The organism is Pseudomonas sp. GL_139_B (genome assembly GCF_057834475.1).
This window is the reverse complement of the sequence record NZ_CM174403.1, coordinates 367,495-382,230: the sequence shown is the minus strand read 5'-3', so window position 1 is coordinate 382,230 and position 14,736 is coordinate 367,495. Positions and strand designations below refer to the sequence as shown.

The window sequence follows — 14,736 nt, the reverse complement described above, 5'->3', positions numbered from 1 at the left end:
GGCTCACTCCATGAAGCTTTCATCTCAAATCAAGCCAATCAGCTACCTGAAAAGCCATACAGCAGAAATCGTCAAAACAATTACAGAAAGCCGTGAGCCCTTGGTCATCACCCAAAATGGTGAAGCAAAGCTCGTGGTAATGGACGTGAAAAGCTTCGAAGAGCAAGAAGACACGATGGCCCTTTTAAAACTCTTGGCAATGGGTAATCGTGAGATTGAAGAAGGCAAATTTCGCGATGCCGAAGACGTCTTCGCGCAACTGGACAAGGCTGACCATCAATGAGTTTAAAGGTCGTCATTCTTCAGTCTGCTGAAACAGACTTAAAAGAACTTCGTACCTATCTCATCAAACAGTTTTCCATCCAAACCTGGCAAAGCACCTACACCTCTTTGAAATCAGCCATCCGCCACTTGGGAGCGCAACACTATTCAGGATCAATCCCTGAAGAAATAGAGAAGCTCCACCTCAGTCAGTACCGACAAATACTTTCAGGAATGAACAGGATCATTTATGAAGTACGAGACCAAACGGTCTATGTCCACATCATTGCCGATACTCGGAAAAACCTGCCGACACTGCTGATGAAACGCATGTTTCAACGGAATCCGTAAGTTCGAGGCCCATCGCGTCTAAAAACGCGAGCCTGGCCTGCGGAGAAACTCCAACTCCTCAGCCGTAGACTCCCTTCCCAACACCGCATTGCGATGCGGAAACCGCCCAAACCGCGCAATCACGTCCCGATGCCGCTCGGCATAATCCAGGTTATCGGCAAACACCGCCCGATCAGCCTCCGGCTGCTGCGCCATCAATTCGATGAACCGCGAAACGGCTTCGTTCTGTACTGCCAGGTGCTCGCAATGCTCCATCACCAGGTAGATAAACACCCGCTGAACAGGCCTCAACTGCCGATCAAAATCCGCAGCAATGCCTTGCGCCACCAGTGCCTGAGCCCTGAGATCGCCGGAAAAGGATTTGGGAGTATCGCGATAGATCATTCGCGGGAGTTGATCAAGCAGCAGCACCAGAGCCAGCCAACCTTCAGGGCATTGCGCCCAGTCAGTCAGTTTGCCGGCCAGTGCCTGCTCGACCCAGTCCCCGAAACGCGTCTGCGCTTCGAGGTCCTGACTGTCGCGCTTGCCGAACCATAACTTGCCCTTGTCAGCCGCTGTTTCGTTCGCTGATTCGGAAGATCCGAACCACCAATCGAGCAACGGCTGCCAAGGCGCGGTCATGGTTTATGCCTTGTGGTAAGCCGTGACGCGTTCGACTTCTTCTTTCGAACCGAGGAACACTGCGACACGCTGGTGCAGGCCGTCTGGCTTGATGTCGAGGATGCGCTGATGGCCATCGGTGGAAGCGCCGCCAGCCTGTTCAACCAGGAACGACATCGGGTTGGCTTCGTACATCAGACGCAGCTTGCCTGGCTTGGACGGTTCGCGGCTGTCGCGTGGGTACATGAACAGACCACCACGGGTCAGGATGCGATGCACGTCCGCCACCATCGCGGCGACCCAGCGCATGTTGTAGTTCTTTTTCAGCGGACCTTCTTCGCCAGACAGCAATTCGCTGACGTAGCGTTGTACCGGCGCTTCCCAGTGGCGCTGATTGGAGGCGTTGATCGCGAATTCCTGAGTGGAGGTCGGGATCTTGATGTCTTCGTGGGTCAGCACGAAGCTGCCCATTTCACGGTCCAGGGTGAAGCCTTTTACGCCATCACCCAGAGTCAGGATCAACATGGTCTGTGGACCGTAGATCGCGTAACCGGCAGCCACTTGCTCGGTGCCTGGCTGCAGGAAAGCCTTTTCGTTCAAGGGCTCATTCTGGCTCAGGTATTCGTTCGGGCAACGCAGCACCGAGAAGATCGTACCGACCGGCGCGTTGATATCGATGTTCGACGAACCGTCCAGCGGGTCGAATACCAGCAGGTAGGCGCCTTTCGGGTATTTGCCCGGGATCTGGTAGGCATTGTCCATTTCTTCGGACGCCATGCCGGCCAGATGGCCGCCCCATTCGTTGGCTTCGAGCAAGATCTCGTTGGAGATCACGTCGAGTTTCTTCTGCACTTCACCTTGGACATTTTCAGTGCCCATGCTGCCCAGAACACCACCGAGGGCGCCTTTGGACACGGCGTGGTTGATCTCTTTGCAAGCACGCGCCACCACTTCGATCAGGAAACGCAGATCGGCAGGAGTGTTGTTGCTACGGGTCTGCTCAATCAAATAGCGACTCAGGGTAACGCGGGACATGGAAGGCTCCGGTGGAATGGGGGACTAAAAACCCGCGCAGTTTAACGCGAGTCGAGGCGCATTTCCTCCTATCAGACGTGATACACCCAAGAGAGTTCATGCGCGGGGTTTAGCGTAGTTCGAATCGGGGCGGATGTGGACCGGCGGCAGTTGGCAGTTTCGAGATTTTCTTTGCCTGATAGTCAGCCTTCGCGGGCAAGTCGAATCGTCGCACCGCCGCTCCCACATTGGAATGCGTACCCTGTGGGAGCGGGCTTGCCCGCGATCTGGCGCGCAGCGCCAGCCATTCTCAAGGTTTGACGGGGGGTTTACGCAGCAAGCTGAACGCCATCGCCGCCAGAACCAGCACGCTCAGCAACAGCACCGCCCACAGCCCGAATTTCTTCCAGTTCGTGCCAGCCGTCGCAGGCGCTACTGATGTAGACACCGGCGAAACCACGCCATCGCTCGCCACCACGGCCTTACCTAATGTCGCCAGCTTCTGCACGCTGTAATCCGGAATCAGCGTCGACAACGGCAAGCTCGCCGCTTTTACCGTCGCGTTCCCCAGCGCCAGCGTATAAGGCCCTGGCCCGCGCGCGAGGAACACCAGTTGCGTCGGACGCACGGCATACTTCAGCGTCGGCGCTTCGGCACCAAGGCCGCCACCGCGTTCGTCCACGACCAGCTTCAACTGCTGCAGGGTTTGCCCCGGCAGCTGCAATTCGTTCTGCACCACGTCCTGGCCATTCTGGGTCAGGCGATACAGCAAGCCGCTGCCCAGCGGCTGCCACGGCAAGCTGCTCTCGCGGCGACCAGACAAAGTGACCGGTGCCAGACTGTTGGGCTGACTCAGTTCGACCTGCACCCGCTCGACATTCAGCCCCATCGGCAACTGCCAAGTGTATTCACCGGTCTTCACGCTGCTACCGGCCAACGGTTGCGACCAGACCAGTGGCAACGGCAGGCTGCGGCTGCTCGAGGTTTCCAACTGCGCCGACGTCAGCGCTGGCGCCGACTGTGGTGAATTCCACAGCAAGCGCAGATAGCGCGCCGATTGCCCCGGCAGGCTGACTTCATGCTGCTCGACCCGTTCGTCGGCAAACGCCAGCCGTGCGACCTGTCCTTGGCCCCACGACTGCCAATGTTGCAAGTCGTCGCTGGCTTCGATGCTGAACTGCTGGAAGCCGTCGCGCTCGCTCGTCCAGTCGAGGACCAATTGCTGCAGCGGCGCCTTGATGGCGCTGGCATCGAGCAACCAGCCGCGCAGAACTTCTTCGCCCGCCTCCAACTGGCTGGACGGCTGCACTTCGACCAGCGTGCCGTTGGCGCTCGATTGCACCCTCACGTTGGGCGCGCGCTCGGTGGAATCCGCCGAGTTGTACAGCGGGAACCACTTCACGTCGGTCAGCGTGCGATTTTCGCGGGTCTGGGCCGATTCTCGCGCCAAGGCATACGCCTGCACCTGACCAGCCGCGTTGAACACTCGTACATCGCTCAGATCTGTTTGCCGCGCATTCAACTGCACGCTCAACGGCAAATCGAGGCGATACCACGGGCCTTCGCCGCTCATGGACAATGGCAACTGAGTGGCGAAATCCGCCGGTTGCTCCTGCGCGCTGACCGACAGCGTCACACCCAGCGCAACTGCGCCCAACCAGCCCAGGTTCAGCTTCTGAATCAAGTCGACACTCCTTCGGTTTCCGGGGCCGGTTTTTCAGACTCCGGCACAGCCTCGGCACGCTTGGGCGGCAGCGGCGCGAAATAGCCCACAACCAGCAGCAACACGCCCACGCCGATAAACGACACGATCCGCGCGAGCCCGCCGCGGTTACTCAGTTCAACAAAGAAAAGCTTGGCCACCACCACGCCAATCAACGCCGCACCGATCAGCCAGACCGCGCGACGATGGCGCAAATGGCCGCCGATCATCAGGCTCAGCGCCATCAGGGTCCAGACGATGGACAGGCCAGCCTGCACCAGCATTGATTCCAGCAATGCATCGAACTCAAACGGCACACCGCCCCAATGGTGCGCGGTGCGCATCACCAATGCGGTGAAGAACACGAACAGCGAAATCCCGGCAATCAATTGCGTGGCGTGTTCGGCGTAATCCTTGCGAATCGCCAGTTGCGTCACTGCGCTGCGCGACCAGATGTAGACGCCGAACAGCGCAAACAGCAGGCCCAACTCCAGCGGGTTGATCAGCGGCACATACGGCAGCGGTTCGGCGGTGCCGTCGCTGACCACGTTCGCCAGCCAGAACCAGCCGAGCATCAGCAACGCCAGCGGTGCTGTCGCATACAGTCGGTACTCGCGGGGGTACGCCGACACCGGCCACGGCCAATTGCGCGGCGCCGCCATCAGCACCAGATATAGACTCGGCAGAATCGCCCAGCCCAACCAGCGCCAGGCGTTGTATTGCTCGGACAACAGCAGCAAGCCGTAACGCAGCTCCAGCGCCAGCACACCGATCAACAGCCAGCAGCCGAGCACATGCGCGGTGCTCACAGCGCGCGCCGGTAACATGGGCGCCAGTCGCTTCAGCGAGATGGAATGCACGACGAACACCGCCGCCCAGCCCAGCCAACCAAAACTGGCTGCAGGGTGATATCGCGAATGCCACGCCGCAAGCAACACCACACCGGCCGCCGGCATCAGCAAGGTGCACAGCAGCCCCAGCGACGACCATTTCAAGCGCAGCGCCAACGCCGTCCACAGCGCCACACTGACTGACGCGACCGCCAGCAACAACGTCGCTTGCAGAGATACCGGCGCAAAACGCAGCACTTCACTGACCCACGCCAGCGCCCACCAACCCGCGCCCCATACCAGCAGCACTTCGGACAAACGCTGCAAGCTCAGCACATCGAACGCCGAAGCGTGGTTGCCAAGCTGCAATCGCCAGGCCCCGACCAGCGCGGCCAAACCCAATACCAACGGCGTCCAGAAACCGCTGTGCGCCAGCGGCTTCAGTCCTTCGCTGGCCAATGGTCCGAGCAGGTCCGGCCCGGCAAACAGGAACGCCGCGCCACCGATCACCTGCAACAGCAAACCGAAGACAAAACTTACACGCTGCTTCAGATACAGGCTCAACCAGATGATGAACAAACCACTGGCCGCCCACACCGAGCTCGCGGTCTGCCACGGCAGGACGAACAGCACGGCCAGATTGATCAGCACCAGACCGGCCAGCAACACCACCGACAACCCGCGTAACAGTCGCACATCGCTGCGCACCATCTCATCACGCGCTGCCAGCAGCATGCCGGCGATCAACGCCAGACCGATCAAGGACGCGCTCAGCAAACCGCTCCAGCCGGCGCTGAACACCGCCGTAGACTCACCACCGGCACCTTGCAGCCGCAGCAGGAACAACGCACCGCCGAGCAGCTGCACGGCAAACGCGGTGAACAGGAATGCTCGCGATTGCAGGCGCAGGCCGACAAACAACGTCGCCAGACCGGCCAGCGCCCAACTGATCGCCGTACCGTGGATGAAGAAAAACAACGGTGCCAACAGATAAAGGAACGTCAGGCCGAGGCAAGCCAGAACCGGTAGTCCTTTGCGCTCCCATTGCGCGATTTGCTCCGGTATGGCTTGGCGCAATTGGTAGAAGCTGAAAAGCAACGCCACGCCGAGCATCAACGCGCCCAACGGCGAGCCATCGAGCAGGCTACTTTCGCCGATCCGCAATTTGCTGAGAAACGCCAGCGCCGAGCCCAGTTGAAGCAGCAAGGCAAAGGCCCGGGCAAACGGACGTTGCTGACGCAAGCCGAGCCAGAAAATCCCGGCGCCTTCGACGGCCCAAGCCGCAGCTGTCCAGCGCGCATCGAGGCCCAATGGAATGGCGAGGCTGGCGAAGATCACGCCCAGTGCCAGACAGGTTTCTGCCAGCAACAACGCGCGGCCACCCATCAGCAAACGGGCCAGGCCCATGTAGATCATGCCCAGCGCCAGCGCGCTGAACGCGGCGGCAAACTCAAGGTGCTGGACCAGCGCGAATTGCAAACCGAAGCCCACCAGCGGCGGACCAAACAGCATCGTGCCGTCAACGTAATCACCTTTGCGTGCAGACCAGCGCAGCAGCGTCTCGCGGCTGTCGTCCTCGGGCGCATCGCTCATTTCCAGCAACTTGCGCCGGGCGAACAGCAGGCCGATGGCCAGGTACATCAGGAAAAACACAATCAGGAACGGCTCAGTACTCCACAGCAAATCCGGCGTATAGGAACGCAGCCCCCAGGCGAAACCGATGCCGAAGGTGCCGACAAAACCGATCAGGTTGAGCAACCGCCAGGCCTTGAACCAGGCGATGGCGAGGATGCCGGCGTTGAGCAAGGCGAAGTAGCTGAACAGCGCGACGTGGTTGCCGGCGCCAGTGGACGTCAGGATTGGCGCGGCAAAACCGCCCAACGCGGCGGCGCAGGCCAGCACCAGGGAATCCTGGGTGATCGCCAGAATCGCTGAGAACGCCGTGACCGCCACCAGCAAACCAAGCGCTGCCATCGGATCCAGCAGCGGATGTAAACGCATGGCGGCGAACACCGTCAGGTACAGCACGGCAATGCCGGTGCCTTGCAGCATCAACGCGTAATTATTGTTGCGATGACGCAGCCACCAACCCAAACCGAGCAGCCCCAACGCAGCCGCCGCGACGCCGGCGTAACGCAGCTCAATCGGCACGACCATGCCTTCGGTCGCGTAACGCAACAGGAAGGCCAGACCGAGGAACAACAGCACCACGCCGACTCGCAGCACGGTGTTGCCGCCGAACAGCCAGGCGCGGGCACCGCTGATGGCGCGATCGATGAAGTTGGGGCCGCGCGGGATGGCAGGTTCGCGGGCAACCGGCTCGGGTTTCCAGGCATCGGTCGGCAGTGGCTGACTGGATTCAGTCGCCGCCGCGGGGATCGGTTCGAGTTCGGCAGGGAGGTCCCAGATCAGATCAGGGGTTTCGGCAGGGATTTCGTCGAGGGTAAATTCAGGAGGTGCAACGGACTCGCTGACGATCGGCTCGCTGGTTTCAGGCGCTTTGACGCCGGACACTTCCAGTAAGGCCAGACGGTGCTGCATCGCGCTCAGTGCAACCTGCGTCTGCTCCAGCAGAAGGTGCTGCTCGGCAGCTTTTGAACCCAAACGGGCGATATGAATGGCCTGGCCAATACCCAACCCAAGCAACGCGCCCAACAGCGCCTCACTGAATGACTCGTCGAGTATCCAGCCAAGCACCAGCCCAATCAGCATGAAAATCCATTGCATGGTCGATATCCCTAAGCGGCCCCGCGATGGGGCGACTCCGGCAAGGCAGCATTGGCTGAGTTTAGTGTGAAACCACAAAACCTGTGGGAGCGAGCCTGCTCGCGATAGCGTTCGGACATTCAGCATCAATGTTGAATGTCCGGACGCTATCGCGAGCAGGCTCGCTCCCACAATGGATTGCCAACGCGTGCCACCCGGTGTAACCGGTGCTGAGTATATCGACCAGGCCCGACACCGTCGGGCCGTGTACGCAAATTATTGCGAAACGTTACTCAAGCGCCTTCCAGATGTCCGTGGCGTACTCGCGAATGGTCCGGTCTGAAGAGAACCAGCCCATCCGCGACGTATTCAACACTGCCGAACGCCACCATTCCTTGGAATCGTGCCAATGGGCTTCGACGCGCATCTGCGCATTCCAGTAAGAGTCGAAATCGGCGCAAACCAGAAAGCGATCGTAATCCACCAGAGAATCAATCAGCCCGGTGTAACGGGACGGATCATCCGGCGAGAACACCCCGCCGCGAATCGCTTGCAGCACGTCATTGAGTCGATGAGACGCGGCGATGTCCGGCGTCGCATTGAACTCGTGGTTCTGTTTGCGCGCCTCAACCTGCTGCGCACTAAGGCCGAAGATGAACATGTGCTCAGACCCGATGCGCTCGCACATTTCCACGTTGGCCCCGTCCAGGGTGCCGATGGTCAGTGCGCCATTGAGGCCGAACTTCATGTTGCTGGTGCCGGAAGCCTCGAAGCCTGCGGTGGAAATCTGCTCCGACAAATCTGCCGCCGGAATAATGCTCTCCGCCAGGCTGACGTTGTAGTTGGGCAAGAACACCACTTTGAGCAAACCGCGCACGGTCGGGTCGTTGTTCACCACCCGGGCGATGTCGTTGGTCAACTTGATGATCAGTTTGGCCTGGTGATAACTGGCGGCGGCCTTGCCGGCGAAGATCTTCACGCGCGGCACCCAGTCGATTTCCGGCTCGGCCCGAATCGCCTGATACAACGCTACGGTGTGCATCAGATTGAGCAACTGGCGTTTGTATTCGTGGATCCGTTTGACCTGCACGTCGAACATCGCCGCCGGGTTGACCGCTACCCCCAGTCGCTCGTGAATCAGGTACGCCAGGGCTTTTTTGCTGTGCAGTCGCTGTTCGGCAAATGCCTTGCGGAACGCGGACTTCTCGGCAAACGGTTCCAGGTCGAGCAAGCGCCCTTCGGGGTTATCCAGCAAATCAGGCCCGAGGGCATCGACCATCATCGACGTCAGTTCGGGATTGGCCTGATAGAGCCAGCGGCGGAAGGTAATGCCGTTGGTCTTGTTGTTGATCCGGTCCGGATAGAGCTTGTGCAGCTCGGAGAATACGGTTTTGCGCATCAACTGCGTGTGCAGCCCGGACACGCCGTTGACGCTGTGGGAGCCGAGGAACGCAAGGTTGCCCATGCGCACGCGTCGGCCGTTATCTTCTTCGATCAGCGACACTGCGCGCAGCACGTCGAAGTCGTGAATGCCTTTGGCCCGCAGTGAATCGATGTGTTGCGCGTTGATCAGGTAAATGATCTGCATGTGTCGCGGCAACATCCGCTCCATCAAACCGACCGGCCAGGTTTCCAGCGCTTCGGGCAACAGCGTGTGGTTGGTGTACGACAGCGTGTCGACGGTGACTTGCCACGCCGCATCCCAGGCAACGTCGTAGACATCGACCAGCTGGCGCATCAATTCGGCCACGGCAATCGAAGGGTGAGTGTCGTTGAGCTGGATCGCCGCGTGATCGCCCAGGGTCAGCACCGAGGTGTGCATGTTGCGATGGCGGCGCAGCAAATCTTGCAAGGACGCGGCGACGAAGAAGTATTCCTGGCGCAGGCGCAGTTCCTGGCCGGCTTCGGTGCTGTCCGCTGGATAAAGCACGCGAGAAATACTTTCGGCGCGAGCCACTTCCGCTACCGCACCCAAGTGGTCACCGGCGTTGAAGCGCTCCAGGTGCAAATCTTCCATCGCCCGGGCGCGCCACAAACGCAACGTGTTGACGCTCGCCCCACGCCAGCCGACCACCGGGGTGTCATACGCAATCGCTCGCACCGTTTCCGCCGGGGACCAGACTTGCTTGGATTTACCGTTTTCATCGATGACGGTTTCGACGCCGCCACCGAAACCGATCGGGTAAACGACTTCTGCTCGCTCGAATTCCCACGGGTTGCCGAAATCCAGCCAGTGTTCGGTCTGCTCCTGCTGCCAGCCATCGACAATGGCCTGGCGAAACAAACCGTGTTCATAGCGAATGCCGTAACCGTGGCCGGCGATGCCGAGGGTCGACATGCTTTCCATGAAACACGCCGCCAGACGACCGAGGCCGCCATTACCCAGCGCCGCGTCGGGCTCCAGCAGGCGAATGCGTTCGAGGTCGACGCCAAGTTCGGTCAACGCTTCACGGGCGACGTCGAGCAAGCCAAGGTTGCTCAGGCTGTCGTAGAGCAGCCGGCCTATGAGGAATTCCAAGGAGAGGTAATAAACCCGCTTCTGCCCTTTGCGGTAGATCTGCCGGGTGTGGTCCATCCAGTGCTCGACCATGTGGTCCCGTGCCGCCAAGGCAATGGCTTCGAACCAGTCGTGGTCGAAGGCGTGATCCGGGTCTTTACCCACCGCGTAGGTGAGTTTGGTCAAGACGGCGTCGCGAAATGCGGCCACCTCTGCTTCGCGAACAAGTGGTTCTTGAGTCATCGATAGGACCTCGAGCGAGCGTGGAGTTGTTGAGCCTAGACGGTCTGACAGACGGTGGGGGCTCTGGTTCGGCAGTTTTTCCTGATAGTGCGAGATAGCTCGGCATTACATTGTCGTGTGCCTGAATCAATGCAGGGGCCGTGCCGGATTAACGGTGCTCTGTGGGTGGTATAGAAAAAATCTGGCGAAAGGTTGTTCAAAAATCCACCAGTCCCGGTATGATCGCGCGCCCTGATGCACGTAGCTGGTAACAACCAATGATGAAGCCCAACCTGATCGCCGCCGCTGAGATCGATCGCCTCGATACCTGGGCCAAGTACTCTGCGCCGATGTGCGGTTCCTGCGTGTCCAGCTGCTGCACGCTGCCGGTCGAGGTCAAGATCAAGGATCTGATCCGCATCGGCATCGTCGACGAGTTCGAACGCGGCGAGCCGGCGAAGAACATCGCCAAGCGCCTGCAGAAGGAAGGGATCGTCGAGCGTTACAGCCAGAAGACCGAGATCTTCACCCTCCAGCGCATGAGCAACAACGACTGCCTCTACCTGGATCGTAAGAGCCGTCTGTGCACTATTTATGAAAAGCGTCCGGATACCTGCCGCAATCACCCGAAAATCGGACCGCGGCCTGGGTATTGCGCTTACAAGCCCAAGGAAGTGGCGCGCGAGACCAGCGAGAGCCGTCGACCGCTCGATAAGTTCTAACCAAAAATCTTCGTTGTCTGACAGGTCCTCTTCGCGAGCAGGCTCGCTCCCACATTGAAATGCGTTCCCCTGTGGGAGCGAGCCTGCTCGCGAAGGGGCCAGCGTAAACACCGCACAAACCCCAGACAAACAAAAACGCCCCCGACCTTGCGGTCGGGGGCGTTTTTTTGTCAGCTAACTAAATTACTTAGTTACCGGACTTCTTCGCAGCGCGGGTACGCTCGCTTTCGCCCAGGATCTTCTTACGAAGACGGATGGACTTAGGAGTGACTTCGCACAATTCGTCTTCTTGAACGAATTCCAGAGCCTGCTCCAGGGTGAAGCGGATAGGCGGAACCAGAGCGATGGTTTCGTCTTTACCCGAAGCACGCATGTTGTCGAGCTTCTTGCCTTTGGTTGGGTTGACGCCCAGGTCGTTGTCGCGACTGTTGATGCCGACGATTTGACCTTCGTACACGTCTTCACCGTGACCCAGGAACAGTTTGCCGCGAGCTTGCAGGGTTTCCAGCGAGTAAGTCAGAGCCTTACCGGTAGCAACCGAAACCAGCACGCCGTTCTGACGGCCGGACATGTCGCCGGACTTCATCACGTCGTAACGGTCGAAGATCGAGGTCAGGATGCCTGCACCGGAGGTCAGGGTCAGGAACTCGTTACGGAAACCGATCAAGCCACGAGCCGGGATGTTGTACTCAAGGCGCACACGGCCCTTGCCATCCGGAACCATGTTGGTCAGGTCGCCCTTACGGATACCGATCTGCTCCATGATCGAACCTTGCGATTCTTCTGGCAGGTCGATGGTCACGTTTTCGTACGGTTCGTGCTTAACGCCGTCAACCATGCGGATGATCACTTCCGGACGACCAACACCCATTTCGAAGCCTTCGCGACGCATGGTTTCGATCAGTACCGAGAGGTGCAGCTCACCACGGCCGGAGACTTTGAACTTGTCGGCGGTGTCGCCTTCTTCAACGCGCAGGGCAACGTTGTAGAGCAGTTCTTTGTCCAGACGTTCCTTGATGTTACGGGAAGTCACGAACTTGCCTTCTTTACCGCAGAAAGGCGAGTCGTTTACCTGGAAGGTCATGGAAACGGTTGGTTCGTCAACGGTCAGCGGCTTCATTGCTTCGACGTTCAGTGGGTCGCACAGAGTGTCGGAGATGAACAGCTGGTCGAAGCCGCTGATGCAGACGATGTCGCCGGCAGCTGCTTCTTCAACGTCGATACGGTGCAGACCGTGGTGACCCATCAACTTCAGGATACGACCGTTGCGCTTCTTGCCGTCGGCGTCGATAGCGACAACCGGAGTGTTCGGCTTGATGCGGCCACGAGCGATACGGCCAACGCCGATAACACCCAGGAAGCTGTTGTAGTCCAGAGCGGAGATTTGCATCTGGAACGGACCGTCACGGTCGACTTTCGGCGCAGGTACGTTGTCGACGATCGACTGGTACAGCGGGGTCATGTCTTCAGCCATGTCGGTGTGTTCCAGACCGGCAATGCCGTTCAGGGCCGAGGCGTAGACGACTTTGAAGTCCAGCTGTTCTTCGGTAGCACCCAGGTTGTCGAACAGGTCGAAGATCTGGTCCAGAACCCAGTCCGGACGCGCGCCTGGACGGTCAACCTTGTTGATGACCACGATTGGACGCAGGCCGGCTTCGAACGCCTTCTTGGTCACGAAACGGGTTTGCGGCATAGGGCCGTCTTGAGCGTCAACCAGCAGCAGAACGGAGTCAACCATCGACATTACGCGTTCAACTTCGCCGCCGAAGTCGGCGTGGCCCGGGGTGTCCACGATGTTGATGTGGTAGCCGTTCCAGTTGATGGCGGTGTTTTTCGCCAGAATGGTAATACCGCGCTCTTTCTCCTGGTCGTTGGAGTCCATCACGCGCTCGTCGTTGAGCTCGTTGCGCTCCAGGGTGCCGGATTGACGCAAGAGTTTGTCTACCAGGGTGGTTTTACCATGGTCAACGTGAGCAATGATGGCGATGTTGCGTAGATTTTCGATCACTTGTGTATCTCGATCAGAGGATTCGGTGTGCTGACAAGTCTTGGCAGCGATTAACAGTAGAGTCAGGCCTTGCCGTTACAGCTTGACGGCAGAGTCGGGGGGCCGGTGACGTAGGCCACAGGCATACAGCCCCGGGCTCTTAGCTCGGTCGATAAACGCGCACATTGGCATGCCCCTCACTGAGCAAATGGTGGGCATGCAGGCGACTCATCACGCCTTTGTCGCAATACAGCAGGTACTGGCGAGTAGGGTCCAGTTCCTTGAAACGAGCGTTCAATGCATAGAAAGGCATCGCTTGTACCTCGATACCAGCCAGGGCCAGCGGATCATCTTCAGCGGCATCCGGGTGACGGATGTCGATGATGATTTGCCCCGCCAGCGCTTCGCTGACTTCTTCAATCTGCAAGTCCTGGCCCAATTCGTCGATGACGCGATCGATCGGTACCAGTTTGGCGTTCTCGAGCGCACGCTCAAGGACCGCCATGTCGAATTCTTTCTCTTCATGCTCCACGCGCGGACGCTTGGCGTGGGTCTTTGGGTTCACCGAGATGACTCCGCAGTATTCCGGCATGTGCTTGGCGAAGTCGGCGGTGCCGATTTCGTTGGCCAGGTCGATGATGTCCTGCTTGTGACTGGCGATCAGCGGACGCAAGACCAGCTTGTCGGTCACGCAGTCGATCACGGACAGGTTCGGCAACGTCTGGCTCGACACCTGGGAAATCGCTTCACCGGTGACCAGCGCTTCAATGTCCAGCCGATCAGCAATACGGGAAGCTGCGCGCAACATCATACGCTTCAAAACTACGCCCATATGACTGTTATCGACTTTCCCGAGAATTTCTCCCAGTACTTCCTCGAACGGCACACTGACAAATAACACGCGTTGGGAGCTTCCGTACTTCTTCCAGATGAAGTGCGCGACTTCCATGACGCCCAATTCATGGGCCCTTCCGCCCAGATTGAAGAAGCAGAAATGGCTCATCAGGCCACGGCGCATGATCTGGTACGCCGCCACGGTGGAATCGAAGCCGCCGGACATCAGCACAAGCGTCTGCTCCAGGGCACCCAGCGGATATCCACCGATGCTGTTGTGCTGGCTATGGATCACGAACAACCGTTTGTCGCGAATTTCGATACGAACTTCGATTTCCGGCTCTTTGAGCGAGATTCCGGCTGCGCCGCACTGACGACGCAGCTGGCTGCCGACGTATTTTTCAACATCCATCGAGCTGAATTCGTGCTTGCCGGCGCGCTTGCAGCGCACCGAGAAGATCTTCCCGGACAGCGAATCACCGAAGTGCTGCTTGCACTTGGCGACGATGTCGTCGAAGTCGCCCAAGGGGTATTCATCGACCTGCAGGAAATGCGCGATGCCCGGCATGCAACTCAGGCGCTCGGTCATCTCCTTCAGGGCTTTCGGCTCGCTGACGCGGGTTTCCAGCTCGAGATTGTCCCACACACCGTTCACCACCACGGCCGGATCCAGGTCGCGGAGCACGGTGCGGATGTTTTTGGCCAATTGGCGGATGAAACGCATCCGTACCGGGCGGCTCTTGATGGTGATCTCGGGGAAGACTTTTACGATTAGTTTCATGAAAACAGCGCGCGCTGGGTCAGCCGAAAAAGGGGGGCGCGGATTATAGCGGAAATTGCTCAAGGTTTAACCAGTTAATATGCAGAAGGTTTTGCGCGCACCAAAACAGGTCATTTATGGATTTTAACGCCACATTGTAGGGCGAGATTTTCCGCCTAATGACCGTTTATACCTTTATAAGCATGAAATTGGAGCAAAAAACCCATGGTGGGGCACTGGCATGCAATTT

10 protein-coding genes are annotated in these 14,736 nt (G+C 58.9%); 3 read left to right on the top strand and 7 right to left on the bottom strand.

The features are described 5' to 3' along the window. Window positions 1-10 precede the first annotated feature (10 nt). Both AC3ISI_RS01755 and AC3ISI_RS01750 read left to right on the top strand, forming a co-directional pair. The gene (locus tag AC3ISI_RS01755) at window positions 11-283 is read left to right on the top strand and encodes a type II toxin-antitoxin system Phd/YefM family antitoxin (protein ID WP_489335202.1); all 273 of its coding nucleotides are present in this window, start codon (window positions 11-13) and stop codon (window positions 281-283) included. Further along, window positions 280-612: a type II toxin-antitoxin system RelE/ParE family toxin gene (locus AC3ISI_RS01750; RefSeq protein ID WP_489335201.1), complete on the top strand. Its 333-nt coding sequence runs from the start codon at window positions 280-282 to the stop codon at window positions 610-612. The genes AC3ISI_RS01755 and AC3ISI_RS01750 overlap by 4 nt, the downstream gene beginning before the upstream one ends. An 18-nt stretch (window positions 613-630) precedes the next feature. Here AC3ISI_RS01750 and AC3ISI_RS01745 read toward each other — a convergent pair whose 3' ends face one another. The 5 genes from AC3ISI_RS01745 to AC3ISI_RS01725 all read right to left on the bottom strand — a co-directional run bounded on the left by AC3ISI_RS01745 (window position 631) and on the right by AC3ISI_RS01725 (window position 10,204). Beyond that, complete coding sequence (locus AC3ISI_RS01745) at window positions 631-1,233, bottom strand: DUF924 family protein (RefSeq protein ID WP_489335200.1); 603 nt, start codon at window positions 1,231-1,233, stop codon at window positions 631-633. Between the two features lie 3 nt (window positions 1,234-1,236). Beyond that, window positions 1,237-2,247 (bottom strand): class 1 fructose-bisphosphatase, encoded by a 1,011-nt coding sequence (locus AC3ISI_RS01740; protein ID WP_007949006.1) that lies wholly within the window; start codon window positions 2,245-2,247, stop codon window positions 1,237-1,239. Between the two features lie 289 nt (window positions 2,248-2,536). Beyond that, on the bottom strand, window positions 2,537-3,910 hold the full coding sequence (locus AC3ISI_RS01735; protein WP_489335199.1) for a DUF3999 domain-containing protein: 1,374 nt from the start codon (window positions 3,908-3,910) through the stop codon (window positions 2,537-2,539). Next, the gene (locus AC3ISI_RS01730) at window positions 3,907-7,485 is read right to left on the bottom strand and encodes a DUF2339 domain-containing protein (RefSeq protein WP_489335198.1); all 3,579 of its coding nucleotides are present in this window, start codon (window positions 7,483-7,485) and stop codon (window positions 3,907-3,909) included. Before AC3ISI_RS01730 ends, AC3ISI_RS01735 begins: the two co-directional genes overlap by 4 nt. Before the next feature lie 268 nt (window positions 7,486-7,753). Continuing rightward, window positions 7,754-10,204 (bottom strand): glycogen/starch/alpha-glucan phosphorylase, encoded by a 2,451-nt coding sequence (locus AC3ISI_RS01725; protein ID WP_489335197.1) that lies wholly within the window; start codon window positions 10,202-10,204, stop codon window positions 7,754-7,756. A 260-nt stretch (window positions 10,205-10,464) separates the two neighbouring features. Between AC3ISI_RS01725 and AC3ISI_RS01720 the strand changes: the two genes are divergently transcribed. After that, window positions 10,465-10,905, top strand: coding sequence for a YkgJ family cysteine cluster protein (locus tag AC3ISI_RS01720; RefSeq protein WP_489337606.1), 441 nt, complete (start codon window positions 10,465-10,467; stop codon window positions 10,903-10,905). 187 nt (window positions 10,906-11,092) lie between these two features. On the opposite strand, the gene typA is transcribed toward AC3ISI_RS01720, so the two are convergent. Continuing rightward, window positions 11,093-12,913, bottom strand: a complete 1,821-nt coding sequence (typA, locus tag AC3ISI_RS01715) for a translational GTPase TypA (protein WP_090176728.1) — start codon at window positions 12,911-12,913, stop codon at window positions 11,093-11,095. 139 nt (window positions 12,914-13,052) lie between these two features. Next, the gene (gene thiI / locus AC3ISI_RS01710) at window positions 13,053-14,507 is read right to left on the bottom strand and encodes a tRNA uracil 4-sulfurtransferase ThiI (protein ID WP_489335196.1); all 1,455 of its coding nucleotides are present in this window, start codon (window positions 14,505-14,507) and stop codon (window positions 13,053-13,055) included. Window positions 14,508-14,736: the final 229 nt, after the last annotated feature.